This window comes from Saccharopolyspora tripterygii (assembly GCF_054778355.1).
This window is the reverse complement of the sequence record NZ_BAAGZP010000040.1, coordinates 305,674-330,028: the sequence shown is the minus strand read 5'-3', so window position 1 is coordinate 330,028 and position 24,355 is coordinate 305,674. Positions and strand designations below refer to the sequence as shown.

Sequence of the window (24,355 nt, the reverse complement as noted above, 5' to 3'; positions counted from 1 at the left end):
CGCAGCCGATTCAGTGGTGGAACTCGCCTGCGTTGACGTCCAGGCACTGGCCGGTGATGATCCGGGAGAGGTCGGAGATCAGGAACAGCGCCGCGTCCGCGATCTCCTCCGGCTCCGGCAGCTTGCGCAGGTCCGTCGTCGCCGCGGTCTCCTCGTAGACCTCGTCGCGGGTGATGCCGCGCTGCTCGGCGAGGTAGCCGAGGTACCACTTCAACGAATCCGCCCAGATGTAGCCGGGCGCGATCGAGTTGACCCGCACGCCCTTCGGCCCGAGCTCGGTCGCCAGGCTCTGGGCCAGCGACAGCAGGCTCGACTTGGCCATCTTGTAGGCGCCGTAGTTGCGGCGGGAATGCCGCAGGACGGCGGAGTTCACCATCAGCACCGCGCCCCGGGCATCGGCCAGGGCCGGGGTGAACAACCTGGTCAGTCGCAACGCGGCCAGCACGTTGGTCTCGAAGCCCTGCCGGATCGCGTCCAGATCGGTGTCGGCGAGATCGGACAGGGGCGGGATCGCGAACGCGTTGTTGATCAGCGCGTCGACTCGCCCGAAGGTCTCCACGGAGCGCGTCACCAGCTCGCCGGCCGCGTCCTCGTCGGTGATGTCGGTCGGCACCACCAGCGCACGCCTGCCGAGGTCGGTGACCTCCTCGGCGGCCTGCTCCAACCGCGACTCCGTCCGCGACGCCAGCACCACATCCGCGCCGGCCATCGCGCAGCGCTGCGCCAGCGCCCTGCCCAGGCCCGGCCCCACCCCGGAGACCACGACCACCTTGTCGCGCAACATCCCGTCCAGCATCAGCCTCACCCCAGCATCCGGTCGTGCACGGCGGCCTGCCGCGCGGCGATGCGCTCGCGCCACTCCTGCGGAGACACCCGCGAACGCTCGTGGTGCGCAAGTCGTTTCGGCAACTCGTCGAACCTGACCACCTCGACCTGCGGACCGTCCTCCGGCCCGAGATCGCGGGAGAGCCGCTGCCAGCGGATCTGGACGTACCCGCGCGCGTGACCGGTCAGCTCCAGCCAGTTCGCCAGACCCGGATCCCGCTCCGAGAGCACGAACCGGATCTTGCCGTCCGGATCCGTGCGGGCCTGCTCGGCGGTCAAGCTCGTCTGGTGGTTGATGTAGTCGGTGGAGATGTACCACCCGCTGCCCAGCTGAATCCCCTGGTAAGGAGCCTCTGATCGCGGAACAGTGACGATCATCGCCTGGTCCTCCGACAGCTCGAAGTGCCCCGCCGAGGAGAACTGCGTCGCCAGCCCGCCCGGCGTCGACCGCGGCTCGTTCATCGTGTTCGCCGGCTGGTTCAAGTAGAACCACTCCGGGAACGCCAAGAACGTCCGCAACCGGCTGAGCAGGATCTTGCCCGCCACGCCGTAGCGCTTCGTCAACGCGTCCATCGTGCGCGGCGGGGGAGCGGTGCCCGTGGTGTCCTCGCGCCGGATCCGGATCCGCCCGCGCTGCTCCGAATCCCAGTCGCTGTAGACCTCGCGCACCACCAGCATCGCCGAACCCGGTGCCAGCGTGAAGTAGTTCGGACCAGCCGGGCCAGGACCGAACCGCACCTCGAACTCACCGTGCGAGTCGATCTCGATCCGCCGGTCGTCGAAAGCCGCCAGGCTGTCCGGGACGTCCACCGGCGAGTAGTCGCCGTTGAGCACCTGGAAGCTCAGATCCGTGGTGCTGCCGCGCTTTCCCGTCACCACGTACTCGGCGTCATCGCGGATGTAGGAGTGGAAGTACAGCGCATCCGGGTTGTCCAAGCCCATCTTCGTGTACGGGCCAGTGGACTGGACGAAGTACGGGAAATCCCGCTCGTAGGCCCAGGCCAGCATCAAGGAGGCCTGGATGCTGCCTGCCAGGTACTCGTAACCCTCGATCAGATCCTGCTCGTCCTGGATGTGCTTGGCGCCTGTGATGACCTTCTCGGCCTCGGCGATGGCATCGGCGAATGGCTGAGTCAGCATGGGGTCCTCTTTAGAACGCGTTCTAGGAGTTTGGGTTCTTCTTTGGGGTTGCTGACGCGTAGTTCGGTGGTTCCTGTGGTTCGCGGTGCGGGTTCTACTGACAACTACTCAGTGGTCCCTCTGCTTGGCGGTGCGGGTAGCGGAACCTCAGACGCCTTCTGGGTCCGGGATCCGAGGCTTATGTATGCCAATACACGACGCGTCGGCTGTCCTCCCCAGAAGGTGTCTGAGAACCCCCGGCGGTGCCGGTTGCTGGGGTGGGGCACTGAGAAAGCACCTTCGGTGCTTGCCTGACGTGGGTCTGGGTCTTGGGTCGTGGGTTGGGGAAGTTCTCATGAAAACTTCGGTTGTGCCCAGGAGGTCTGCTCACGCCCAGCGGTTTCCCGTCAGTTTGAAGTTGGGGAGGTCGTCGAAGGTGTGCATGAACTCGTAGGTCCTGGTGTAGCCGGTGTTGCTGATGCGCCACTGGCCGTCCGCTTCTCTGCGGTAGGTGTCCTCGTAGAAGGCGGCGCCCTTGATGACCGTCTTGAACTCCGTGGCCACCACCGTGTCCTCGAAGCTCCAGATGCCCTTCGCCGCGTCGCCGTCGACGTCGATCTCCGGCTGGCCCGCGGAGTGCGTGGTGATGATCGTCGGGCCGAGGTTCTCCCGCATGAACTTCAGGATCTCCTCGCGGCCGGTCAGGTCCAGCTTGGAACCCATGGCCTCGGTCCCGTACTCGGCGACCGCGTCCTCGGTGAGCGTCTCGGCCAGGACGTGCCACAGCTTGAGGTCCACCGCGCGCAGGTAGCGGTACTTCAGGCGTTTGATCTCCTCCAGCGCGACCAGGTCCATGACGCCTCCTAGTGTCTTCCGCGGGTTGGCTCCGAGGGTGGGGCCCAGCTTTCCGCCCAGCTTGACCGAGCGCAAGAACTTGTTCTACTTTTCTGTGAAACTAGTTCTAGTCAGGTTTCGATGAAAGGGCGGGTCGATGGTGACCGCGACCTACGAACTGACCCATCTGCGCGGCCTGGAAGCCGAGACGGTGCACGTGTTCCGCGAGGTCGCCGCGTCCTTCGAGCGGCCGGCCCTGCTGTTCTCCGGCGGCAAGGACTCCGCCGTGATGCTGCACATCGCGGTCAAGGCGTTCTGGCCGGCCCCGCTTCCGTTCCCGGTACTGCACATCGACACCGGGCACAACTTCGACGAGGTCATGGACTTCCGCGACCGCACCGCGCAGCGGTTGGGCCTGCGACTGCTGGTCGGCAGCGTGCAGGACGACATCGACGCCGGCCGGTCCGTCGAGCGGCCCGGAGCGGGCCGCAACCGGCTGCAGACCACGACACTGCTGCGCAGCATCGACGAGCACCGGTTCGACGCGGTCTTCGGCGGAGCCCGCCGCGACGAGGAGAAGGCGCGCGCCAAGGAGCGGGTGTTCAGCTTCCGCGACGAATTCGGCCAGTGGGACCCGCGCCACCAGCGGCCCGAGCTGTGGCACCTCTACAACGGCAGGCACCGCAAGGGCGAGCACATCCGCGTCTTCCCGCTCTCGGACTGGACCGAGCTCGACATCTGGCAGTACATCCTCGACGAGGACATCGAGCTCCCGTCCCTCTACTACGCGCACCAGCGCACCGTCTTCGAGCGCGACGGGATGCTGCTGGCCACCAACCCCCACCTGACGCCGGGGGAGGACGAGGAGCCCTACCAGGCGACCGTCCGGTTCCGGACCGTCGGGGACACCACGTGCACCGGCTGCGTGCCCTCCGCGGCGCGCTCCGCCGAGGACGTCGTCGCCGAGGTCGCGGCGGCCCGCGTCACCGAGCGCGGTGCCACCCGGGCCGACGACCGGGTTTCGGAAGCGGGCATGGAGGACAGGAAGAAGGAAGGCTACTTCTGAATCCTCCGGCGTCCCTTCACTGAAGCGGTGGCTGGTGCCACCGCGTCCTGAAACTACCTCTCTTCCAAGGAGCTTCGATGGGGCAGCTTCTGCGGGTGGCCACTGCGGGCAGCGTCGACGACGGCAAGTCCACGCTGATCGGGCGGCTGCTCTACGACTCCAAGACGATCCTCAGCGATCAGCTGGAGGCCTTGGAGCGGGCCGGCGGTGATCGGGGTGAGACCGGGCCGGACCTGGCTCTGCTCACCGACGGCCTGCGGGCCGAGCGCGAGCAGGGGATCACCATCGACGTCGCGCACCGCTACTTCGCCACGCCCCGGCGGAAGTTCATCATCGCCGACACCCCCGGGCACATCCAGTACACCCGCAACATGGTCACCGGCGCCTCCACCGCGGACCTCGCGCTGGTGCTCATCGACGCGCGCAAGGGCGTGCTGGAGCAGTCCCGCAGGCACGCCTTCCTGGCCAGCCTGCTGGGCATTCCGCACCTGGTGCTGTGCGTCAACAAGATGGACTTGGTGGACTACTCGCAGGAGCGGTTCGAGGAGATCCGCGCGGAGTTCGCCTCCTTCGCGATGAAGCTCGACGCGCCCGACCTGACCTTCATCCCCGTCTCGGCGCTGCGCGGCGACAACATCGTGCACCGCAGCGAGAACATGCCCTGGTACGAGGGGACTTCGCTGCTGCACCACCTCGAAGAGGTCCACGTGGCGTCGGACCGCAACCTCATCGACGTGCGGCTGCCCGTGCAGTACGTCATCCGGGACGGCGACTTCCGGGGATACGCGGGGACCGTCGCGGGCGGCGTGCTCAAGCCCGGCGACGACGTCGTGGTCCTGCCCTCTGGCTTCACCAGCGGTATCCAGGAGATCCGGGGGCCGGGCGGGGAACCGGTCGAGGAGGCCTTCACCCCGCAGGCTGTGACCGTGCGGCTCACCGACGACCTCGACGTCTCGCGCGGCGACATGATCTGCCGTCCGCAGAACCGGCCGCACGCCGGTCAGGACGTCGACGCCATCGTCTGCTGGCTCACCGAGCAGTCCGCGCTGGAACCCGGCGGGCGCTACGCCCTCCAGCACACCTCGCGCGGCACGCGCGCCCGGGTGCGGCAGCTGGACTACCGGCTCGATGTCAACACCCTGCACCGCGACACGGGCGCGAAGTCGTTGTCGCTCAACGAGATCGGCCGGATCCGGTTGCGCACCCAGCAGCCGCTGCTGTTCGACGCCTACCGGCGCAACCGGACCACCGGCAGCTTCATCCTCGTCGACGAGAACACCAACAACACCGTCGCCGCAGGCATGATCACCGGCCCCGACGTCGCCGAGTCGAACGTCACCTGGGTCTCCACCGCGGTTCGCCGCGAGCAGCGCCGCACCCGCGGCGCCACGATCTGGCTCACCGGGCTGTCCGGCTCGGGCAAGTCGAGCGTGGCCGTCGAGCTGGAACGACGGCTGGTCGCCGCGGGCAAGCCCGCCTACCTGCTCGACGGCGACAACCTGCGCCACGGGCTCAACGCCGACCTGGGCTTCAGCGCGCAGGACCGCACCGAGAACGTGCGCCGGGTGGGCGAGGTCGCGCGGTTGTTCGCCGACTCCGGAGTGGTGTCGATCGTGTCGCTGATCAGCCCGTACCGCGTCGACCGCGAACGAGCGCGGCGGGCGCACGAGGAAGCCGGGCTCACCTTCGTGGAGATCTTCGTCGACACCCCGATCGAGGTGTGCGAGGCGCGAGACCCCAAGGGGCTCTACGCACGGGCGCGCGCGGGCGAGATCACCGGCTTCACCGGCGTGGACGACGCCTACGAGACCCCGGAGGACCCGGACCTGGTGCTGCGGCCGGAGACCGGCGATCCGGGCGTGATGGCCTCGATGATCGTCGACATGCTGGATTGAGGAGTCGTTTCTGATTGCGGCGGAGCCGTTGCCTCAGGTGTGGGACTCAGCCCGCACCGCTGTGGCCTTCCCCTGTGGGGATTTCTCACACGTCGTCTGGCGAGTACGCCGCGACGCCGATGTCCACCCCTGGGTAAGCGGAAGACATCAGGAGTGGCGCACGGAGTCCAGACGGCGTGTGAGGTTCCGCTACCCGCACCGCCAAGCAAAGTGATTCTGCAAGGATCCCTAAACCCGATCGTGTGCTTTCACGATTAATCAGAAGTCGATCTGGGACTTGTACTTCTTGGCCAGTTCCTGCAGGTGGGCCACGGTGTCGTGACGCTCCAGAGCGGCTCCGCGCAGCCGGTCCCAGGCGTCGTTGAACAGGTTGAAGTCGTCCTCGTCGTCCAGGTACAGCCCGCCCGCGACGTGTTCGACGAACACGAAGTCCTTGGTGCCGTCGGCGAAGCGCATGATGGTGAAGTCGTTGGGCACGTAGGGCAGCCGCACGTCGAACGGCAGGATGTGCACGTAGGCCTTGGGGTACCGGGTCTGCAGGTCCAGCAGGTGCTCCACCTGGTCCAGCGCGACCGACGGGTTCGGTCCGCCCGGCATCCGGTGGAAAGCGGCTTCGCTGAGCACGAATCGGTAGTAGGGCGGGCGCGGGAGGTCGAAGACCCGCCTGCGGTCCAGCCTGTTGCGCACGAGCGCGGTCACGTCGGTGGCGCGGTCCTCGGAGAACTGGGTGAGCATGTAGTGCTCGGACTGCAGCGGCCCCGGGATTCGCTCGCCGTGCCAGCTGAGGATCTCCGTCGCGGCGGGTTCGAGGTCGGTGAACGTGCGGAACCACTGCGGGACGGCGGAGCGGTAGCCGGCCCACTGGCCGCGCTGCCCGGAGCTGGACTGCGCCAGCTCGAGCATCAGCTCGGCCTCCGCTTTGCCGGAGTTGAACGACTCCAGCATCTTCTGCAGCTCGGCCTTCTTGACCGCGACCGTGCCCGACTCGACCTTGTTGATCTTGCCCTGGCTGCATCCGAGCAGCTCGGCGACGTCCTGCTGGGTCATGCCCGCGGCCTGCCGCGCGCGGCGAATCTCGTTCCCGAGTTGCCTGCGCCGCGAGGTTACCGTGCTCGGCACCAGATCTCCGCTTCGTGTGCTCTTGCCGTCACCACGTCTGACGAGCGCAAACGCGTCTGTCAAGAACAACACTGTAATGCACTCGGACGTGGTGGCGTGGCAAACGGGTCGCGGGCGGTGATCCGGCGTGGGTCCGATTAATCCACATAGGCCTCGTGAGCTGCGGCGATCTAGCCGACGTCGAAGATCCCGGAGCGCATCCCGGTCAGAAATCGGCTCCAGCTCGCCGTGTCGAAATCGAGCAGGACGTCACCGGTGAGCCGCTTGCTGTCACGCACGGCGACACGTCCTGGGGCGGTTAAGTTCACCTCGACGCAGTTCCCCCCGTTGGGCCCGCAGGCGGACGCCGAACCCCAGCCGGTGGCGCTGAAGACCGGGTTCTCGTTCGGTTCCGGGTGACGCATCGCTGTGATCCCTTCCGGAGCTCTCGACTCCATCGCTCGAATATGCTTACGATTAATCGTAGACGATCACGGGAGGGATCATGCCACTCAGCTTGGCGGGGCACACCCCGAGGGTGAAGGCGGAGGGCTCCAACCTGGAGCAGATCTGGGTCGTGCATACCGCCTCTCGGGTGACGCTCCCGCAGGCGCACGCCGTTTCGGGAGTGGGCCGACAGGCCGACACCACACGTGCTGCGTGCGGACTCGTCCTCCGGCATGAGATGATTAGGAATATTCCATCCGACGGGGCCTCGCCCTGCTGTCAGTGCCTGGCGGCGACGGCCAACATCGTGGGACTGGAATCGATCTGACCGCCTGATTATCCGGATTGCGCCCCGGCCAGCGATCCGGGTCCTGATCAGGCACGACGTGAGACAGCGCTAGCGGGACAACGGCAGCGAAGGAGAGTGCGGATGCATCCGTTCCACTGGGTTCCGGCCCTCGGGGAGCGTCACGCGAGCACCGATCCCCGGCCGTCCGGGGGTTACCCGGCAGGCAGCACGATCACGACGCTCTGCGAGCAGGACATGCACGCCGAGGTGGGAGAGATGGCCTGGCTCTGGACCACGTGCCCGGCCTGCAACGCCGAAGCGCACCGCATGGTCGGCGGCGTCCGGCAGACAGCGCCCGTCTGAGGAGAATCCGGCTCGCCCTGAGGTGCGAGCCCGTCAGCCCTGGGCTTCCTTCGAAGCCCCGCCTTCCAAGGCCACCAGCGCCGCGCGGTTGCGCGGGATCCGGTCCGAGACGTCCGCAAGAGGCTGGTACCGGAGAGCTCCGGCGCGCGAGGACTTGGCTCGGTACATGGCCTTGTCCGCGGCGGTGATCAGCTGGTGCATCCGGTGCGCAGGCAGCACCGCGACCCCCGCGCTGGCCGTGCAGCGGATCGGCATCTCCGCCATGACCTCGGCGGAGGCGATGTCGGCGCACAGATCGTCGGCCAGCGACTCGGCGTCCCCGGTGGCATAGCCCTCGGCGCCGAGCAGAACCACGAACTCATCCCCACCCAGCCGGGCCGCGCACGCCGCGTGCCCGGCTTTTTCGTGGATCCGCAGCGCCACCGCGACCAGAACGCTGTCGCCGAACTCGTGGCCGTACATGTCGTTGGTCTGCTTGAGTCCGTCGAGGTCGAGCAGGATCATCGCGACGTGATCGCCGGGTCGAGCGGTGGCCCGCTGGTGGTCCAGCGCTCGGTTCAAGCCCGCGCGGTTGGACAGGCCGGTGAGCGGATCGGTGTGCGCCGCGCGATCGGCGACGGCGAGCTGCTGCTCGAGCTTTCGGCGCTTGATGCGGGAATCCAGCAGGCCCGCGGCGAGAACCGCGCAGGCGCATAACGCGCAGACCGCGACCAGCCCGCTCATCGCACAACCCGAACCTGAGTCGAAGCCGGGCGAGTCGGATGCGCGCGGCGAGCGATGCGTCGCCGCGACGAGCGGATCATGCCCTCGGCCTCCTCCCGCGCGTTCCGGAGTCCGTTTGCCGGACACCGGATTCCCGCTGTCGGATCAAGATCGACGATCGACCTGCTGCTGCTACTGTCCCGGACGGGCCTTGCAGATGCAAGAACGTTTGCAAGAACACTTGCAAGCACGGACGCGATTTCGCCCGAATGTTGGAGGCATCCATGCCGGACTCCGTGGTGCCGGGAGGGCCGCGGTGGGCTGACCTGAGCTGGCGGTCCGACCTGCGTTGGCGGAAGAGCGCGCACAGCAATCCGAGCGGGAACTGCGTCGAGGTCGCCGAGCTGGAGCGCGGCCGGATCGCCGTGCGCAACTCCCGCTTCGTCGAAGGGCCGGTGCTGGTCTACACACGTGAGGAAATTGCCGCTTTTCTCGAAGGGGTTAAAGAAGGCGACTTCGATGATCTAATCTGCTGACTGGCTTTGGCGGCGATCGGACGCCGCATTGCTCCCGATGGGGGTATCGACACGATGAGCATCGAGCCGGAGAGACAAGGCAGGCCCAGCTCTCAGCGCGGCGGGCAGCAGGGTGGGTCCACCGCCGGCCCCACCGTGCTGCGCATCGCGCTCGGCGGTCAGCTCCGCCGTCTGCGGGAAGAGCGCGGGATCAGCCGCGAGGCCGCCGGTGACGCCATCCGCGGGTCCCACGCGAAGATCAGCAGACTCGAACTGGGGCGGGTCAGCTTCCGGGAGCGGGATCTCAACGACCTGCTCACCCTCTACGGAGTGGACAGCCCGGAGGAGCGCGCTGCGTTCCTGTCGCTGGCCAAGCAGGCCAACGAACCCGGCTGGTGGCACCAGTACGGCGACCTGCTGCCGGCGTGGTTCGAGACCTACTTGGGCCTGGAGCAGGCGGCCGAGATCATCCGCACCTACGAGGCGCAGTTCGTGCCGGGCCTGCTGCAGACACCCGACTACGCGCGCGCGGTCATCCTGCTCGGGCACGGGCAGGAACCGGCGAGCGAGGTCGATCGCCGCGTCGCGCTGCGCACCCGCCGCCAGGACATCCTCACCCGCCAGGAACCGCCGACGTTGTGGGCGGTCATCGACGAGGCGGCGTTGCGGCGCCCGATCGGCGGTGAGCGGATCATGCGCGGGCAGATCGAGCACCTGATCCGGATCGCCGAGCTGCCCAACGTGACGGTGCAGCTGCTGCCCTACAGCGTCGGTGGGCACGCTGCCGCGGGTGGGCCGTTCACCATCGTGCGCTTCCCGGAGTCCGACCTGCCCGACGTGGTCTACCTGGAGCAGCTGACCAGCGCGCTGTACCTGGACAAGCGCAACGACCTTGACCAGTACCAGGCCGTGATGAACATGCTCAGCGTGCAGGCGGCGACTCCGGAGGAAACCCCGCAGCTGCTGCGCGCGCTGATGCAGGAGTACTGAACCGAAGAGGACGCGGATGAGCGAGCAGGCCGGCCGGCTTCCGGTCGAGATCGACACCACCGTCGCGCACGAGGCGCGGGTCTACGACTACTGGTTGGGCGGCAAGGACAACTTCGAGGCCGACCGGGCGCTGGGCGACGCCATCGCCGAGCACATCCCGACCATCAAGACCATGGCGCGGGCGAACCGGGCCTTCGTCGGGCGCGCGGTTCGGCACCTGGTGCGGGAGTGCGGCATCCGGCAGTTCCTGGACATCGGCACCGGAATCCCCACCAGCGGCAACGTGCACGAGGTCGCCCAGCGCGCGGAACCGGCCAGTCGGGTGGTCTACGTCGACAACGACCCGATCGTCCTCGCGCACGCCCGCGCGCTGATGACCAGCACCGAGGAGGGGGCGACCCGGTTCGTCTTCGCCGACCTGCACGACCCGGACTCGATCCTGTCCGACCCGGCGGTGGCCGAAACCCTGGACCTGACGCAGCCGACCGCGGTGATGCTGGTGGCGGTGCTGATGTACTTCCGGGAGACCGGCGAGGTGCGGCAGGTGCTCGACAAGCTGATGAAGGCCGTTCCCGCCGGCAGCTACCTCACGATCACCCACCCCACCGCCGACTTCGATCCCGAGGCGATGGCCGGTGTGGTGGCCTCGGCCGAGCAGTCCGGCATCCCCTTCCAGCCCCGCGGCCGGGACGAGGTCGCGGCGCTCTTCGACGGCCTGGAACTGGTCGAGCCCGGAGTCGCGCCGGTGCTGGCGTGGCGACCGGACCCGGAGCCCGCCGAGCTCACCAGGCTCCACCCGGAACACCTGGCCGACCCGCACAGCGCCTACTACTGGGCCGCGATGGGCCGCAAGAACTAGGCAGTCGAGCGGCAACGCTGCGACGCGCAGGCGCGATTCGAATATTCCCCGCCCTGTCGGGTGGCGGGAGGGTCAGCTCGCCTCGCGGTAGGCGGTGGGACCCAGTTCGCGCGGCGGTGCGGGCTCGTCGGGGTCGTCGGTGGTGACGGCGTCCTCGTCCGGCCGGACGCCGTGCCCCGGTCCGGGCTCGCTGTCGCGGTGGTCGTGCCGCACCACCAGCAGCAGCACCAGCGCCGCGACCAGCGGCAGGTGCGAGACGAGTCGGCCGGCCGTGACCACTCCCGAGATGAGGTCCTGGACGCTGACGACGGTCAGCACGGCGAGGAACGCGCTCAGCACGGGCAGCATCCCGGCGCCCGCCCGCACCCGCCAGGCCGCCCAGCCGAAGCCCGCGCCCAGCGCCAGGTTCCAGGCGGTGCTCTCGTGGAAGAGGTGCCCGGCCATCGCCTCGTGGCCGCCGGTGCCCAGCAGCTGCAGCACGCCCAAGCCGATCTGCAGGGCGGCGACCAGCCCGAGCAGCACCCGCGGCCAGCGCCGGACAGCGGGAGCAGGCAGCGCCCGCATCACCGCGGCGCTCAGATCGGGCGTGGTCGGCACGGCCCGCACCCGCAGTTCCCGGCTCAGCGCGACGGCGCGACGCTCCCAATCCGCGCAGGCGCCGCACTCGGCGAAATGCTGCTGCACCTCGGCCTCGGCCGCCGACGGTTCTTCGCCGTCCAGCCGGGCCGACAAGGACTCCCGACAAGCAGAACACTCCACGTCACTACTGTCGCGCCGAGCCCTCCGGAAGTTCCCACCGGGTCACCCGATCCCAGTTTTAGTCCAAACCGAGCCATGATCATGTCCGAAATGTCGGCTCAGTTTGGACTAAAACTGGGACCTGCCGAGGTGAGGGGGTCAGCCGGTTTCCTCGTCGGTGTGGGAGTGGGTGGTGAGGAGCTGGTCTCGGGCTCTGGCCACCCGGGAGCGGATGGTGCCCACCGGGCAGCCCGTGACGTGGGCGGCTTCGGCGTAGGGCAGGCCGAGGACCTGGGTGAGGATCAGCGCTTCCCGGCGCTCCGGGTCGAGGTCCTGCAGCAGCAGGTTGAGCTCGACGATGTTCTCGAACCCGGTGTCCGGTGAGGCCGGCTCGGCGGCGGGAGTGGTGTGAGTCGTCCGCGGCCGGGAGCGCTCGTAGCGGATCTGGTCGACCACCACGCGTCGGGCGATGGTCAGCAGCCAGGTGCGCGCCGAGGAGCGCGCGTTGAACCGGCGGACGCTGCGGAACGCGCGCAGGAACGTCTCCTGGGTGAGGTCGTCGGCGAGGTGCGGCCCGGAGAGGTGCGCGACGAAGCGCCACACGTCGTGCTGGCTCTCCCGGATGAAGGACTCCATCGCGTGCGGGTCACCGCGACGCGCGTGCAGCGCCAGCTCGGTCAGCCGCGCGTTGGCGTCCTCGGAACGACTCATAACCAGGCAGGTTAGTCGGCCCGGTGAGGCGGTTGATCAGCTGATCGGCTGAGCGGACGGCTCGCACCGCTCAGCGCTGCGCTTTCCCGGTGTCCGGGAATTTTCACCGGTCGCGCTGCGATGTGCGGGAACGGGCGCCGTGGGCGAAGCTCGCGGATTCGCGCCCGCGGGCGGGCGCGGTCTGGGCGCTGAGCCGCGGCAGGGCCCTGCGCAGGTCGTCGAGCAGCAGGTCCGCCAGGTCGTGGCTGAACCCGTTGCGCACCACGATGCGCAGCACCGCCAGATCTGTCCGGTTCGCCGGGAACGTGTAGGCGGGCACCTGCCACCCGCAGGCGCGCAACGCCTCCGACACGTCGAAGACGGAATACCCCTCCACCTCCTCGCGCAGCGCGAACGCGAAGGCGGGGATGTGGCTGCCGTCGCTGATCAGCTCGAACGGTCCGAGCGCAGTGATCTCACCTGCCAGCCGAGTCGCCACGTCGCGGCACTCCTGCGCGACCCGGCGGAATCCCTCGAACCCCAGCCGGAGGAAGGTGAAGAACTGCGCGACCACCTGCGCGCCCGGCCGGGAGAAGTTCAGCGCGAAGGTCGGCATCTCCCCGCCGAGGTAGTTCACCCGGAACACCAGGTCCTCCGGCAGCGCGTCGGAGGCGCGCCACACGACCCAGCCGACTCCCGGGTAGACCAGCCCGTACTTGTGCCCGGAGGTGTTGATCGAGGCCACCCTGGGCAGCCGGAAGTCCCACACCAGCTCTGGGTCCAGGAACGGCGCGATCATCGCCCCGGACGCCCCGTCGACGTGCACCGGCACGTCCGGGCCACCGCGAGCGGCGAGGTCGTCGAGCGCGCGGCACACCTCGGCCACGGGCTCGTAGGAGCCGTCGAAGGTCGATCCCATGATCGTCACGACGCCGATGGTGTTCTCGTCGACCCGCTTCAGCGCCTCGTCGGCCGACAGCACGTAGCGGTCGCCCTCCATCGGCACGTAGCGCGGCTCGACCTCGAAGAAGTTCGCGAACTTCTCCCAGCAGATCTGCACGTTGGCGCCGAGCACGATGTTGGGCTTGCCGGGTCCGCTCCAGCGGCGCTTGAGCGCGAGGCCCGCGAGCATGCACGCTTCGGACGAGCCGGTGGTGGAGCAGCCGATGACGTCGTGCGGATCGGGCGCGTGCCAGAGCCCGGCGAGCATCCGCACGCACCGGTCCTCCAGGGCCGCCGTGCGCGGGTACTCGTCCTTGTCGATCATGTTCTTGTCGAAGCACTCCGCCATGAGCTGCGCGGCCTGCGGTTCCATCCAGGTCGTCACGAAGGTCGCGAGGTTCAGCCGCGCGTTGCCGTCGAGCATCAGCTCGTCGTGCACGACCTGGTAGGCGACCTCGGGATCGGTTCCCGCGCTGGGGAAGTCGAAGGCGGGCACGTGCGCGGGCTCGCGCGCGAAGATCGGGTTCACCGCGATCTCGTCGCGGCTCGGGCGCGGCGTGTTGTCCGGATGCGTCAGCGGCACCAGCTCAGGTTGCCCCGAGATGCGGGCCGCGGCAGCGCTCGATCAGGTGGTGACGCGGCGTTGCCGACCGGCGTTCGGGTTCGGCCGGATCGTCATCGTGCGCCGCAGCTGCGCGGGGACGCCGCAGTCCGGTGGCGGGGTCAGCATCGCCAGCGGTGCGCCGGGGGCGCCGGGGCGGGGGAGGGCGAGCACGGCGCGGATCGTCCACGCGGCCGTGGCGTGGTAGTGCCAGGACACCGTTTCCGGGGCGAACAGGTCGGCGTCGGGCAGCAGCGGCATCCGGTAGGCGGTGGCGTCGTCCTCCGCGTGCAGGATCAGGACGTCGGCGCAGGCCTCCCAGCGGTAGGCCATGCCGACCGCGTGCGGGTTGTCGCGCCGCCCGAACACGTAGGTCTCCCAGCCGTGCCTGCGGAGCTCGTCGAGCAGGGCGTCGACCTCGGAACCGCTCACGTCCACTGCCTCCTCGCGGCCGTGCGTGCAACCTCGAATGTGCCATTACCTGTTGGTAATGTCTAGCTCGTCGAGTCTGCCAGCACCGGAGTTCGCCAGGACGTGGACCCCGCGCTCGGGTGCCCGCAGCCGCGGACACCCGAGCCGTACCAGGTCAGCCCAGTTCGGGCCCGCCGTCCTCCGCGACCAGCTGAGCGATCACGTCGAACTCGTTGAACAGCGACCACTCCTCGACGATGCGGCCGTTCATCACGTAGAGCTGCGACATGCCCCAGAGATGAGCTCGCTTGCCGGTGGGCTTGCCGTAGAGGCCGAATCCCCGGTGGGTTCCGACGCCCGACCAGCGCGCCGAGATGCTGTACCCGTCGGTGTCGTTGCCCATCCAGTAGACCTCGTCGACCTGCACGCCCAGGTCCGGGAAGGTCGCCAGCAGGCCGCGGGCCATCGCGCGCACGTCCGAGCGCCCGTACCCGGTTCGGTTGGTGGTGCCGTGCCAGCGGACGTTCTCGGCGTAGAAGCGGTCGATCGCGCTCAGGTCGCGCCGGTTGAAGACGTTGTGCCACAACGCCCGCACCGACCCCTCCACGTCGAAACCGGCCTGGTTGTCCGGTTCTGGGAGCGCGATCGGCTTGCGCCCGCCGACCAGCCGCAGAGCCTCCGAGGAGGGGCGCTCGGTGACCGGGGTCAGACCGCCTTCGCGGGCGTAGGTGCGCGCCGCCTCGGCGACGTTGATGCCGAGCTGCTGCAGCTTGGCCGCGGTGTTGTAGAGGACCCACTCCTCGTAGATCTCGTTCTGCCACACCACGCAGTTGGCCATCACCCAGGTCTCCAGCCTGCGGCCGGTCGGCGGGCCCCAGCGCCACGGGCCGGTGTGGCTGCCGAGGTTGATGGCCCGGTGCGAGGTCACGAAGCCCTCGGTGTCGCTGCCGGCCCAGATCACGTCGTCGGCGTAGTGGCGGCAGTCCGGGAAGGCGTTGATGCTCTGGGTCGTGCCGTCGATCAGCCGCTCCACCCCGAACTTCACGCCGCTGTCGTCGTAGAGGCGGCAGCCCGGGGCGTAGGTGTCGTAGATGTAGCCGATGTCCTGGTCTTCCCAGATGCGGTGGGTGATCCGGACGATGTAGTCGACGATGTCGGTGTAGGCGTCCTCGAACCCCTCCATCGACTGGCGGCGCTCGCCGCCGTAGTTCGCCGCGCCCAACGTGGCGCCCGCGCCGGGACGCACGGCGATGCTGAAGTCGCTCGGCATCGTGCGCTTGCCGGACTCCATCGTGCCGCCGGGCGAACCCGCGGGCTGTTCGGAAATCTCGGTCATGCCTCGCCGCCTTCCCGGAGGCGCTCCAGCCGCAGCGTTGCTGTGGCCTGGTGCGCCGCCATGCCTTCGTACTCGGAAATCGTCTCCACCGCTTCGGCCAGCAGCGGAGTGGACTCGCGCGAAACGCGTTGGTAGGTGAGCGGTTTCAGGAACCGCGACACCGACAGGCCCGCGCTGTGCCGGGCGCCGCCCGCAGTGGGCAGCACGTGGTTGGTGCCCGCCATCCCCTTGTCGGAGTAGGCGACCGTGCTCCACGTTCCCAGGAAGATCGAGCCGTAGTTGCGCAGCGAGTCGTGGTAGTAGTCGTCGTCGGCCGTCTGGATCTCCAGGTGCTCGGGAGCCAGGTCGTCCATCAGCGCCACGGCCGTCTCGCGGTCCTGGGCGACGGTGACCGAGCCGAAGTCCCGCCAGGCCGGGCCCGCGATCTCTGCGGTCGACAGCGCGGACAGCTGCTTGTCCGCTTCTTCGACGACCGCCGCGCCCAGCTCCCGGGACGTCGTCACCAGCGCGGCAGGGGAGTTGATGCCGTGCTCCGCCTGGCCGAGCAGGTCGGCCGCGACCAGCTCCGGGTCAGCGGTCTCGTCGGCGATCACCGCCACCTCCGACGGGCCGGCCAGCAGGTCGATGGCCACCCGGCCGAACAGCTGCCGCTTGGCCTCGGCGACGAAGGCGTTGCCCGCGCCGACGATCATGTCCACCGGTGCCTCGCCGAGCAGCCCGAACGACATCGCGGCCAGCGCCTGCACGCCACCCAGCACGAACACCCGGTCCACGCCCGACAGGTGCGCGGCGTGCACCACCGCCGGGTCCGCCTCACCGTTGCGCCCCGGCGGCAGGCACGCGACCACGGTCGGCACCCCGGCGGCCTTGGCCACGCCCACGGTCATGAACGCGCCCGCGGTCAGCGGGAAGCGTCCTGCGGGCAGGTAGGCACCGACGTTCTGCACGGGCACGTAGCGGTAGCCGGTGGTCAGACCGGGCGCGAGCTCGATCTCGGCGTCGGAGAGCCCGGAACGCTGCAGCTCGGCGAAGCGGCGGGTCCGCTCGGCGCCGAGCTCCAGCGCCGCGCGGTGCTCGGGCGCGAGCGCGTCGCCCGCTGCCCGGACGGCGTCCGGGCTCAGCTCGACGTCGGGCTTGGTCCAGCCGTCGAGGTCGCGCGCGTAGCGCAGCACCGCGTCGAAGCCGTTCCGCTCGATCTCGCCGAGCATCTCCGAGACGCGCTGCGCCACGGCCGGATCCTGCTGCGCCGCGGGTGCGTCCGCGGCGGGCGCTTTGAGGTGTTCGAACCGTCCGGCCAGGTCGCCGAGCAGTCGTGGGCTGAATCGCATGGGGCGAACGCTAAGCGGGGCCGGAGCACAGGACAAGGGAGGAGTTCCTTGTGCGAAGCATAGGAAAACCCTATTCCGTCACGATCGGCTAATCCGTATGCACAGCCGGTGTCGAGCTGGCCTGACCCTCCCTCATCGTGAATTCATCCGTATGCATGTGGGGCTTGACACACGATTCAGGCGCTGCAACTCTCTTCCGAATCCGCCGACTCGTCTTCAGCGAGCAACAGGCATGCGCGGGCGAAGAGGCCCGCCCCGGATCTCGGAGCTAGGTTTGTCGACTTCCACTCCCGTGCCCGAAAAGCAGGCACAGTCCAAGACACCGATGCGCAGAGCCGTCACGGCCGGCGTGATCGGCAACTTCGTCGAGCAGTTCGACTTCGGCATCTACGGTTATCTCGCACCGGTCATGGCGCCGGTGTTCTTCCCGTCCCAGGATCCCGTCGTCGCCGTGCTGAGCACGTACGCGATCCTGGCCATCGGTACGATCATCCGCCCCCTCGGCGGCATGATCCTCGGGCGCTGGGGCGACCGCTTCGGCCGCCGGAGCGTTCTGCTGTGGACGATCGCGCTGATGGGTCTGTGCACCGCGCTGATCGGTGTGCTGCCCACCTACGCGCAGGTCGGCATGCTCGCACCGCTGCTGCTGCTGGCGATGCGGATGGTGCAGGCCCTGATCTCCGGCGGCGAGTACGTGGGCGCCATCGCGTTCGTCGTGGAATGGGCCGAACCGAAACGACGTGCCTACTACACCTCGTTCGTCTCGATCAGCGTGTTCGTCGGAATCCTCGGCGGCGCAGGCGTTTCCGCGCTCACCGCCGCTGTCTTCGACGAGGCCGCGCTGCAGAGCTACGGCTGGCGCATCCCGTTCCTGCTCGCGCTGCCGCTGAGCCTCGTCGGGCTCTGGGTGCGCAAGCGCGTCGGTGAGACGCCGGAGTTCGTCAAGGCCACCGCCGACGGCGCGGAGGTCGTCAAGGCGCCGCTCACCCAGGCGTTCAAGTCGCAGTGGCGCGAGATGCTGGTGTTCTGCGGCTCGTCGATCACCCTGGCGATCGTGTCCTACACCTGGGTCACGTACCTGCCGGAATTCCTGTCGTCCAACGCCGGCCTGTCCCGGGCGGAGGCGCTGGGTTCCAACGCCATCTCGGTCGCGGTGATCATCCCGCTGCTGCCGCTGGCGGGCGCGCTGTCGGACCGCATCGGCCGGCGCCCGATGCTCATCGCCGGGTACCTCTCGGCGCTCGTGCTGATCCCGGTGGCCTTCGCGTTCGCGCAGATGGGCACGTTCACCACCGCGGTGATCGCGCAGCTCATCTACGTGATCCCGGAGTTCTTCCTGACCGGAATCGTGACGGTCTGCGTGGCCGAGCTGTTCGCGACCAAGACCCGGTTCAGCGCCGGTGGCGTCGCGTACAACAGCTCGTTCGCCCTGTTCTCCGGCATCACGCCGTTCGTCTCGGCGCTGCTGGTGAGCACCTTCGGCACGATCTACGCGGTCTGGGGCTACCTCGCGGTCGCCGCGGTGATCTCCCTGGTCGTGGTCGTCAAGTGGATGCAGGAGAGCTACCGGCTCGACCTGACCACGGGAAAGCCGATGTCCTAGGCCTGCTCGGCGGGTGGCGGAACGCGCGGCGGTGCAGGTTGCGGGCCGGTTCTCAGGTCTCGCGGCCGCACCGCTCGCGTCCGGTCCGGGAGTTCACGCGTCCACCCGGGAAGTCGCTCCTCCGAGGAGGGCTTCCTGGGCGAGGCGGGCGAGTTCGCCGGTGGCCGGGGAGAGCGTGCGGTTGCGGCGGTGAATGAGGGCGATCGTGTCGTAGAGCGGTTCGGCGAACGGCGCGGTGTGCAGCTCGGCCGGGAAGCGGCGGCTGCTGACCACGGCGCGGGAGGCGATGGTGTCGCCGATGCCCTGGGCCGCCAGCCGCAGCGCGGATTCCACGTGCTCGACCTCGATCGCGGCGTCCAGCGCCACTCCGGCAAGCTGTGCGCGGTCGGCCAGCTGGCGGCGGGTCGGATCGGCCCAGCCGTAGCGCGCGTCGTAGAGGATCAGCGGCGCGGCGGTGAGATCTTCCACGGTGACCGGCTGCAGGGTGCGCTCGGCGGAGGGGCTGACGTAGAGGACCTCGTCGCGGGCCAGCGGGGTGACCGACAGGGCTTCGTCGTCGATCGGCAGCACGACGAGCCCGGCCTCCAGGTCGCCGTCGCGGACCGCGGCGGCCGTTTCGGCCGAGTTCTGGCCCACCAGGCGGACTTTCACGTCGGGGTAGCGGTTGAGGAACTGCTGCACGAGGTCCGACAGCAGGTAGTAGTCGGCGTTGCGCAGCAGGCCGAACGTGGCCGTGCCCCCGCTGAGCGAGTTCAGCGCCCGGACCGCCGATCCGCCCTGGTCCACCGCCGTCAACGCCTGTTCGGCGAAGGGCAGCAGTTCGCGCCCGGCCTCCGACAGCGTCAGCTTGCGGCTGCCGCGCACGAACAGCGCGGCGCCCAGCTCCTCTTCGAGCCGCCGGACGAGCTCGGACACCGACGGCTGGGCCATGTCGAGCTCCCCGGCCACCGCGGTGAACGTGCCGAGTCGGTGCGCCAGCAGGAAGGCGCGCAGCTGGTTGAGGGTCACGGCCGAACCCTACGTCACCGGTAGACGGTTTCCCGGTTGCTCTTGACATGGCTCGGCGCAAGGGTTCTTATCGATACATACGTATTCACACGGAGGTGCTGATGTCTCAGGTCGAGGTGACCCGGCAGGAACTGGAGCGGCGGACGATCCGGCGATCGGACTTCGTCTCGTGCAACCAGGCGTTCATCGACTGCCGGACGCCGGGCTCCGACCGCAAGGAGAACTACTCGATGATCGGGCCGGGGGTGACCCAGAGCGCGAACCAGGTGGTGAACCTGCGCGAGGCCCACGGCTACAACATCGGCGCCGCGGCGATGCCGAACGGCATCGTCAACAACCTGCACCTGCACTTCACCGCCGAGGTGTTCCTCTGCTTCCGGGGCGAGTTCCTGCTGCGCTGGGGCGCCGACGGGCAGGAGGGCGAGCTCGTGCTGCGGGAGGGCGACATCGCCTCCATCCCGACCTGGATCTACCGGGGTTTCACCAACATCGGCCCCGACGACGGCTGGCTGTTCACCTGCCTCGGGCATGACGACACCGGCGGCATCATCTGGGGTCCGAGCGTGCTGCGGAAGGCCGAGGGACACGGGCTGTTCCTGACCGAGGATAACCGGCTCGTCGACACGGTCGCCGGGGACGAGAAGCCCGAGGACGTCGAGCTCAAGCGGCCGATGAGCCCGGAGGACATCAGCGGCCTGCACTCCTACCCGGTGGAGAAGATGCGTCAGCGCGTCGCCACCGCCGACGACCTGGAGTGGTCGTCGGCGGGGCTGCTCGGGTCGGCGCTGCCGGGCGGGGCGGCCGAGCTGGCGCAGGTCATCGGCTTCGGCATGACAGAGGACCGGGTGCAGGAACCCCGCATCTACAACCCGCACGGCCACAACATCTCCTGGCTGCGCGCGGCCCCGGGCGAGGGCATGCTCACCCACCGGCACCCGGAGACGCAGGTGTTGATGGTCTTCGACGGCGAGTGGGACGTGACGCTGAACCGGGACGAGGAGGTCTCCGTGCGGCTCGGCCCGTGGGACATGGTCTCGGTGCCCGCCGGCGCGTGGCGCAGCGTCCGCAACGTCTCCGGGGAGACCGCGAGCATGCTGGTGATCAACAGCGGTGACGGCCGGGTCCGGCTGGAGTGGGACGACGAGGTCGTCAAGGCCGCCGCGGACGCCGGCGTCGGCGTCGACCACAACGGCTACCTGGCACCGTTCCACCTCATCCCGCGGCCGGTCGGCAAGTGAGCCCGATCGTCCTGGTGCCCGGCATGCTCTGCGACGCCGACCTGTTCTCGGAGTTGTCGGAGCTGCCGGGCGAGGTGGTCCACGCGGCGATCACCGAGCCCAGCATCGGCGGCATGGCCGACCAGGTCCTGTCCGCTGTGGAGGGTGAGTTCACCTTGATCGGGCTGAGCCTCGGCGCGATCGTCGGTTTCGAGGTGCTGCGCCGGGCCCCGGAGCGGGTGCGCGCGTTCGGCGCTCTGTCCACCAACGCCGGGGCGCCCCGGCCGGAGCAGCGCCGGGCCTGGCGGCGTCAGGCGATGGGGGAGTTCGACGAGGTCGTCGAGGAGATCCTGCCCGCGATGTTCGCCGAACCCGCGAGCCCGCTGCAGGACCGGTTCCGGAGCATGGCCGAGCGGATCGGGCCCGAGGTCTTCCGCGCCCAGCTCGCCGCGCAGGCCACCCGCACCGAGGCCTACGGCGCCCTCGCGGAGTACGGGGGCCCGGTGAGCGTGCTGTGCGGCGACCGGGACGCGTTGTGCCCGGTGGACTTCCACGAGGAGATCGCCGAGCACGCGCCCGGCGGACGGCTGCACGTGCTCTCCGGAGCGGGGCACCTGCTGCCGCTGGAACGACCCGCCGTGGTGGGCGCGCTCATCCGGCGACTACTGGAACGAGGAGAAGCATGACCACACCGCTCACCGGGCGAACAGCCCTGGTCACCGGCGCGGGAAACGGGTTGGGGCGGGCCATGTCCCGAGCTCTGTCCGCCGCGGGCGCCCGGGTCGTCGCCGTGGGCCGCAGGCTCGACGTGCTGGAGGAGACCCTCGACGGTCTCGACGGGCGCGCGGCGACCTGCGACGTCTCCGATCCGTCCTCGGTGTCGGTGCTGACCGAGGAGCTGGCGGGCGAGGAGATCTCGGTCCTGGTCAACAACGCCGGGATCGCCGGCCCGGTCAAGCCGCTGCTGGAGATCGAACCCGACGAGTGGGACGAGGTGTTCGACATCAACGTGCGCGGCGTCTACCTGATGTGCCGCGCGTTCCTGCCGCAGATGGTCGACCGGGGCAGCGGTGACGTCGTCAACGTCGCCTCGGTGTCCGGGAAGCGCCCGCTGCTGCGCCGAACCCCGTACTGCGCGTCGAAGACCGCGGTGATCGGGCTGACCACGACGCTCGCGGGCGAGGTCGGTCCGCACGGGGTGACGGTGAACTCGCTGTCGCCGGGGCCGGTGGACGGGCCGCGCATGGCCCGCAACTTCCGGCTCGAAGCCGAGCGGACCGGGACGACGGAGGAGGCCGCCGAGCGGGAGTTCGTCTCGCGGGCCCTGCTGCAGCGCATGGTGACCGAGGACGAGGTGGGGCAGGCGCTGGTGGCGATGCTGCAGATGCGCGGGATGTGCGGAGCCGACATCGACCTGTCGGCGGGAATGGTGGCGCGATGACGACCTTGAAGCAACGAGTGCGGGCAGGCGAGCGGCTGCACGGCGGCCTGCTGCGGCTGCCGTCGGAGAACCTACTGGAGATGGCCGCGGTGGCGGGGCTCGACTACGCGGTCATCGACTGCGAGCACGGTCCCGCGGATCTGCTGAGCCTCCAGCAGCACCTGCAGATCGCCGCTGCTCACGACCTCCCGGTGCTGGTGCGGGTGGGGGAGCACGAGCCGGCCCTGGTGCTGCGCGTGCTGGACCTCGGCGCGCAGGGGGTCATCGTCCCGCACGTCGACACCCCGGAGCAGGCTCGGGCAGTGGTGTCCGCCGCGCACTACCCGCCGCTGGGCGAGCGCGGGTTCGCCACCTACAGCCGCGCGGGCCGGTTCGGCACCAACAGCATCGCCGAGCACCTGGCGCAGGCCGAGCGCAGCACGATGGTCATCCCGATGCTGGAGACCCCGCAGGCATGCGACGCGGCGGCGGACGTCCTCGCCGTCCGGGGAGTCGATTCGGTCCTGGTGGGGCCGGCCGACCTCTCGGTCGCCATGGGACGCAGCGGCCCGGCGGACCCGGACGTCGCCGCCCGCCTCGCCCAGGTCGTCGAGGCGGCGGCCGGGAAACCGCTGATGACGATCGTGGGCTCCACCGAGCAGGGCGCGAAGGCCCCGCCGGGGATGGTGCTCTACAACCTCACCCACATCCTCATGCAGCTGTTGAGGACGCTCGCGTCCTGAAGCTCGCTCGAAGGGGATGGGCCGTGTCCGGATCAGCAACGGCGTGACGCTCGCGGGAGCACGCCGTTGCTGATCAGCGCGCTGCGTGGGTGGTGCGCAGGACCAGTTCCGGGGTGAACAGCGTCCGGCGGGGTTCCTGCTCGCCCTCGGCGTCGATGCGCCGCACCAGCAGGCGCGCGGCCTCCTGGGCGAGTTCGCCCAGGTCGTAGTGGACGGTGGTGAGCCCGAACGCCTCCCACGCCGCCATCGGGATGTCGTCGAAACCGATGAGCGTCAGGTCTTCGGGAATGCGCACGCCCTGGGCGCGCGCGGCGTTGAAGGCGCCGATGGCGATGACGTCGTTTCCGCAGAACACCGCCGTGGGGCGCGTCGGCCCGGCGAGCAGCTCGGTGAGACCCCGGTAGCCGGTGTCGAAGTCGAAGGACCCGCGCCGCACGGCGTCCTCGGCCAGCCCGATGCCGGCTTCGGAAAGCCCCACGCGGAAACCCATTTCGCGATCGCGCCCGGTGGTGGTGTCCTGCGGGCCGCCGATGTGGGCGATGTCGCGGTGCCCGAGCTCGGCCAGCTCGCGGGCGACCAGCCGCCCGCCCAGCTCGTTGTCGACCACGGCGGCGTCGGCCGGTTGCCCGCCGGACTCGCGGTTGAGGAAGACGAACGGCAGCTCCCGCTGCTGCAGGTCGTTGGGCAGCCGGGAACCGATGGTCGCCGTCGCCAGCACGACGCCGTCGATGGATCGGTCCAGCAGCCGCTGGCTGGCCACCGCGGTCTCGGAGCGCTCGGTGAACAGCATCATCCGGTAGCCGTGCTGCTCCAGCTCGTCGTGCAGCGGGCCGATCAGGTGCGGGTAGAACGGGTTGGTCAGGTCGGTGACCACGACGCCGATGCGCTTGGTCGTCCGCGTCGACAGGCTGCGCCCGGTCTCGCTCGGCACGTAGCTGAGCGCGTCGGCCGCGCGCTGGACCCGTTCGCGGGTGGCCGCCGACACGCGCTGATCACCGCGCAGCGCCCGCGACACCGTCGGCTGCGAAACACCCGCCAGACGTGCCACATCGCGACTGGTGATCAAGGTCGTCCTCCCCTCGGCGTGCTGCATACGAATGCTACTCCCACGCGCTGCGCGCTCGTCCGGGATTCGCGAGGAGATCGTCGTCTCGTCGCTGCGCGCATTCGTGGGGGGGTGGGGGGAAGTTTTCATGAAAACTTCCCCCCACCCCCACACCCACCCCACCCCCGCCTCCGAGCTGCGGATCGCCTTCCAAGCTCCGACTGCTCCAGTGGGGTGGTGTTGCTCCCGACCTGCGGGTGGTCACTCGATC

25 protein-coding genes are annotated in these 24,355 nt (G+C 69.3%); 11 read left to right on the top strand and 14 right to left on the bottom strand.

The window, feature by feature from the left end:
• Nucleotides 1-10: 10 nt before the first annotated feature.
• The 3 genes from ACYVF3_RS28940 to ACYVF3_RS28930 all read right to left on the bottom strand — a co-directional run bounded on the left by ACYVF3_RS28940 (nucleotide 11) and on the right by ACYVF3_RS28930 (nucleotide 2,799).
• Complete coding sequence (locus ACYVF3_RS28940; RefSeq protein WP_461157444.1) at nucleotides 11-796, bottom strand: SDR family oxidoreductase; 786 nt, start codon at nucleotides 794-796, stop codon at nucleotides 11-13.
• A gap of 5 nt (nucleotides 797-801) precedes the next feature.
• A complete protein-coding gene (locus tag ACYVF3_RS28935) occupies nucleotides 802-1,965 on the bottom strand; it encodes a hypothetical protein (RefSeq protein WP_461157443.1) in 1,164 nt (387 codons plus the stop codon).
• A 366-nt stretch (nucleotides 1,966-2,331) separates the two neighbouring features.
• The gene (locus ACYVF3_RS28930; protein ID WP_461157442.1) at nucleotides 2,332-2,799 is read right to left on the bottom strand and encodes a nuclear transport factor 2 family protein; all 468 of its coding nucleotides are present in this window, start codon (nucleotides 2,797-2,799) and stop codon (nucleotides 2,332-2,334) included.
• 136 nt (nucleotides 2,800-2,935) lie between these two features.
• Here ACYVF3_RS28930 and cysD point away from each other — a divergent pair, with 136 nt between their 5' ends.
• Complete coding sequence (gene cysD / locus ACYVF3_RS28925) at nucleotides 2,936-3,844, top strand: sulfate adenylyltransferase subunit CysD (RefSeq protein ID WP_461157441.1); 909 nt, start codon at nucleotides 2,936-2,938, stop codon at nucleotides 3,842-3,844.
• A 77-nt stretch (nucleotides 3,845-3,921) separates the two neighbouring features.
• Nucleotides 3,922-5,739 carry an adenylyl-sulfate kinase gene (cysC, locus tag ACYVF3_RS28920; protein ID WP_461157440.1) on the top strand — a complete coding sequence of 606 codons (1,818 nt, stop codon included), beginning with the start codon at nucleotides 3,922-3,924 and terminating at the stop codon, nucleotides 5,737-5,739.
• A 258-nt stretch (nucleotides 5,740-5,997) separates the two neighbouring features.
• On the opposite strand, the gene ACYVF3_RS28915 is transcribed toward cysC, so the two are convergent.
• Both ACYVF3_RS28915 and ACYVF3_RS28910 read right to left on the bottom strand, forming a co-directional pair.
• Nucleotides 5,998-6,858 (bottom strand): helix-turn-helix domain-containing protein, encoded by an 861-nt coding sequence (locus tag ACYVF3_RS28915; protein ID WP_145736725.1) that lies wholly within the window; start codon nucleotides 6,856-6,858, stop codon nucleotides 5,998-6,000.
• A 170-nt stretch (nucleotides 6,859-7,028) separates the two neighbouring features.
• Nucleotides 7,029-7,262, bottom strand: coding sequence for a DUF397 domain-containing protein (locus tag ACYVF3_RS28910; RefSeq protein ID WP_186459242.1), 234 nt, complete (start codon nucleotides 7,260-7,262; stop codon nucleotides 7,029-7,031).
• A gap of 452 nt (nucleotides 7,263-7,714) precedes the next feature.
• Between ACYVF3_RS28910 and ACYVF3_RS28905 the strand changes: the two genes are divergently transcribed.
• Nucleotides 7,715-7,936: a zinc finger protein gene (locus ACYVF3_RS28905; RefSeq protein WP_461157439.1), complete on the top strand. Its 222-nt coding sequence runs from the start codon at nucleotides 7,715-7,717 to the stop codon at nucleotides 7,934-7,936.
• Nucleotides 7,937-7,969: 33 nt separating this feature from the next.
• Here ACYVF3_RS28905 and ACYVF3_RS28900 read toward each other — a convergent pair whose 3' ends face one another.
• Complete coding sequence (locus ACYVF3_RS28900; RefSeq protein ID WP_461157438.1) at nucleotides 7,970-8,659, bottom strand: GGDEF domain-containing protein; 690 nt, start codon at nucleotides 8,657-8,659, stop codon at nucleotides 7,970-7,972.
• A gap of 263 nt (nucleotides 8,660-8,922) precedes the next feature.
• Between ACYVF3_RS28900 and ACYVF3_RS28895 the strand changes: the two genes are divergently transcribed.
• From ACYVF3_RS28895 to ACYVF3_RS28885, 3 genes are read left to right on the top strand one after another with little or no spacing between them, the layout of a single operon-like run.
• Entirely contained in the window at nucleotides 8,923-9,174 is a 252-nt protein-coding gene (locus tag ACYVF3_RS28895; RefSeq protein ID WP_461157437.1) for a DUF397 domain-containing protein, read from the top strand.
• Between the two features lie 54 nt (nucleotides 9,175-9,228).
• Nucleotides 9,229-10,143, top strand: coding sequence for a helix-turn-helix domain-containing protein (locus ACYVF3_RS28890; RefSeq protein WP_461157436.1), 915 nt, complete (start codon nucleotides 9,229-9,231; stop codon nucleotides 10,141-10,143).
• A 16-nt stretch (nucleotides 10,144-10,159) separates the two neighbouring features.
• Complete coding sequence (locus tag ACYVF3_RS28885; RefSeq protein ID WP_461157435.1) at nucleotides 10,160-11,002, top strand: SAM-dependent methyltransferase; 843 nt, start codon at nucleotides 10,160-10,162, stop codon at nucleotides 11,000-11,002.
• A gap of 72 nt (nucleotides 11,003-11,074) precedes the next feature.
• Here the strand turns inward: ACYVF3_RS28885 and ACYVF3_RS28880 are convergent, their stop codons facing one another.
• From ACYVF3_RS28880 to hisD, 6 genes are all read right to left on the bottom strand, one after another.
• Nucleotides 11,075-11,761, bottom strand: coding sequence for a zf-HC2 domain-containing protein (locus tag ACYVF3_RS28880; protein WP_461157434.1), 687 nt, complete (start codon nucleotides 11,759-11,761; stop codon nucleotides 11,075-11,077).
• 138 nt (nucleotides 11,762-11,899) lie between these two features.
• Nucleotides 11,900-12,451 (bottom strand): sigma-70 family RNA polymerase sigma factor, encoded by a 552-nt coding sequence (locus tag ACYVF3_RS28875; RefSeq protein WP_461157433.1) that lies wholly within the window; start codon nucleotides 12,449-12,451, stop codon nucleotides 11,900-11,902.
• Between the two features lie 103 nt (nucleotides 12,452-12,554).
• Nucleotides 12,555-13,955, bottom strand: coding sequence for a glutamate decarboxylase (locus ACYVF3_RS28870; RefSeq protein WP_461157432.1), 1,401 nt, complete (start codon nucleotides 13,953-13,955; stop codon nucleotides 12,555-12,557).
• Between the two features lie 42 nt (nucleotides 13,956-13,997).
• Nucleotides 13,998-14,405: a hypothetical protein gene (locus ACYVF3_RS28865; RefSeq protein ID WP_461157431.1), complete on the bottom strand. Its 408-nt coding sequence runs from the start codon at nucleotides 14,403-14,405 to the stop codon at nucleotides 13,998-14,000.
• A 154-nt stretch (nucleotides 14,406-14,559) separates the two neighbouring features.
• Complete coding sequence (locus ACYVF3_RS28860) at nucleotides 14,560-15,720, bottom strand: ester cyclase (protein WP_461157430.1); 1,161 nt, start codon at nucleotides 15,718-15,720, stop codon at nucleotides 14,560-14,562.
• Nucleotides 15,717-17,048, bottom strand: coding sequence for a histidinol dehydrogenase (hisD, locus tag ACYVF3_RS28855; RefSeq protein WP_461157429.1), 1,332 nt, complete (start codon nucleotides 17,046-17,048; stop codon nucleotides 15,717-15,719). Before hisD ends, ACYVF3_RS28860 begins: the two co-directional genes overlap by 4 nt.
• Before the next feature lie 325 nt (nucleotides 17,049-17,373).
• Here hisD and ACYVF3_RS28850 point away from each other — a divergent pair, with 325 nt between their 5' ends.
• Complete coding sequence (locus ACYVF3_RS28850; protein ID WP_461157428.1) at nucleotides 17,374-18,651, top strand: MFS transporter; 1,278 nt, start codon at nucleotides 17,374-17,376, stop codon at nucleotides 18,649-18,651.
• Between the two features lie 93 nt (nucleotides 18,652-18,744).
• On the opposite strand, the gene ACYVF3_RS28845 is transcribed toward ACYVF3_RS28850, so the two are convergent.
• Nucleotides 18,745-19,659: a LysR family transcriptional regulator gene (locus ACYVF3_RS28845; protein WP_461157427.1), complete on the bottom strand. Its 915-nt coding sequence runs from the start codon at nucleotides 19,657-19,659 to the stop codon at nucleotides 18,745-18,747.
• Nucleotides 19,660-19,760: 101 nt separating this feature from the next.
• On the opposite strand from ACYVF3_RS28845, the gene ACYVF3_RS28840 reads away from it, so the two are divergent.
• Genes ACYVF3_RS28840 through ACYVF3_RS28825 form a run of 4 tightly spaced genes read left to right on the top strand, consistent with a single transcriptional unit; the run spans nucleotide 19,761 to nucleotide 23,039 of the window.
• Nucleotides 19,761-20,897: a cupin domain-containing protein gene (locus ACYVF3_RS28840; protein ID WP_461157426.1), complete on the top strand. Its 1,137-nt coding sequence runs from the start codon at nucleotides 19,761-19,763 to the stop codon at nucleotides 20,895-20,897.
• On the top strand, nucleotides 20,894-21,562 hold the full coding sequence (locus ACYVF3_RS28835) for an alpha/beta fold hydrolase (protein ID WP_461157425.1): 669 nt from the start codon (nucleotides 20,894-20,896) through the stop codon (nucleotides 21,560-21,562). The genes ACYVF3_RS28840 and ACYVF3_RS28835 overlap by 4 nt, the downstream gene beginning before the upstream one ends.
• Entirely contained in the window at nucleotides 21,559-22,317 is a 759-nt protein-coding gene (locus ACYVF3_RS28830) for an SDR family NAD(P)-dependent oxidoreductase (RefSeq protein ID WP_461157424.1), read from the top strand. Before ACYVF3_RS28835 ends, ACYVF3_RS28830 begins: the two co-directional genes overlap by 4 nt.
• A complete protein-coding gene (locus tag ACYVF3_RS28825) occupies nucleotides 22,314-23,039 on the top strand; it encodes an HpcH/HpaI aldolase family protein (RefSeq protein ID WP_461157423.1) in 726 nt (241 codons plus the stop codon). Before ACYVF3_RS28830 ends, ACYVF3_RS28825 begins: the two co-directional genes overlap by 4 nt.
• Before the next feature lie 73 nt (nucleotides 23,040-23,112).
• Here ACYVF3_RS28825 and ACYVF3_RS28820 read toward each other — a convergent pair whose 3' ends face one another.
• Nucleotides 23,113-24,105: a LacI family DNA-binding transcriptional regulator gene (locus ACYVF3_RS28820; protein WP_461157422.1), complete on the bottom strand. Its 993-nt coding sequence runs from the start codon at nucleotides 24,103-24,105 to the stop codon at nucleotides 23,113-23,115.
• Between the last annotated feature and the right edge of the window lie 250 nt (nucleotides 24,106-24,355).

Coding starts and splice junctions, on each gene's coding strand:
- ACYVF3_RS28825 (WP_461157423.1), top strand. CDS start 22,314: ATGACGACCTTGAAGCAACGAGTGCGGGCAGGCGAGCGGCTGCACGGC.
- ACYVF3_RS28900 (WP_461157438.1), bottom strand. CDS start 8,659: ATGAGCGGGCTGGTCGCGGTCTGCGCGTTATGCGCCTGCGCGGTTCTC.
- ACYVF3_RS28935 (WP_461157443.1), bottom strand. CDS start 1,965: ATGCTGACTCAGCCATTCGCCGATGCCATCGCCGAGGCCGAGAAGGTC.
- cysC (WP_461157440.1), top strand. CDS start 3,922: ATGGGGCAGCTTCTGCGGGTGGCCACTGCGGGCAGCGTCGACGACGGC.
- ACYVF3_RS28910 (WP_186459242.1), bottom strand. CDS start 7,262: ATGCGTCACCCGGAACCGAACGAGAACCCGGTCTTCAGCGCCACCGGC.
- ACYVF3_RS28830 (WP_461157424.1), top strand. CDS start 21,559: ATGACCACACCGCTCACCGGGCGAACAGCCCTGGTCACCGGCGCGGGA.
- ACYVF3_RS28930 (WP_461157442.1), bottom strand. CDS start 2,799: ATGGACCTGGTCGCGCTGGAGGAGATCAAACGCCTGAAGTACCGCTAC.
- ACYVF3_RS28940 (WP_461157444.1), bottom strand. CDS start 796: ATGCTGGACGGGATGTTGCGCGACAAGGTGGTCGTGGTCTCCGGGGTG.
- ACYVF3_RS28890 (WP_461157436.1), top strand. CDS start 9,229: ATGAGCATCGAGCCGGAGAGACAAGGCAGGCCCAGCTCTCAGCGCGGC.
- ACYVF3_RS28905 (WP_461157439.1), top strand. CDS start 7,715: ATGCATCCGTTCCACTGGGTTCCGGCCCTCGGGGAGCGTCACGCGAGC.
- ACYVF3_RS28840 (WP_461157426.1), top strand. CDS start 19,761: ATGTCTCAGGTCGAGGTGACCCGGCAGGAACTGGAGCGGCGGACGATC.
- ACYVF3_RS28850 (WP_461157428.1), top strand. CDS start 17,374: ATGCGCAGAGCCGTCACGGCCGGCGTGATCGGCAACTTCGTCGAGCAG.
- ACYVF3_RS28875 (WP_461157433.1), bottom strand. CDS start 12,451: ATGAGTCGTTCCGAGGACGCCAACGCGCGGCTGACCGAGCTGGCGCTG.
- cysD (WP_461157441.1), top strand. CDS start 2,936: ATGGTGACCGCGACCTACGAACTGACCCATCTGCGCGGCCTGGAAGCC.
- hisD (WP_461157429.1), bottom strand. CDS start 17,048: ATGCGATTCAGCCCACGACTGCTCGGCGACCTGGCCGGACGGTTCGAA.
- ACYVF3_RS28860 (WP_461157430.1), bottom strand. CDS start 15,720: ATGACCGAGATTTCCGAACAGCCCGCGGGTTCGCCCGGCGGCACGATG.
- ACYVF3_RS28885 (WP_461157435.1), top strand. CDS start 10,160: ATGAGCGAGCAGGCCGGCCGGCTTCCGGTCGAGATCGACACCACCGTC.
- ACYVF3_RS28895 (WP_461157437.1), top strand. CDS start 8,923: ATGCCGGACTCCGTGGTGCCGGGAGGGCCGCGGTGGGCTGACCTGAGC.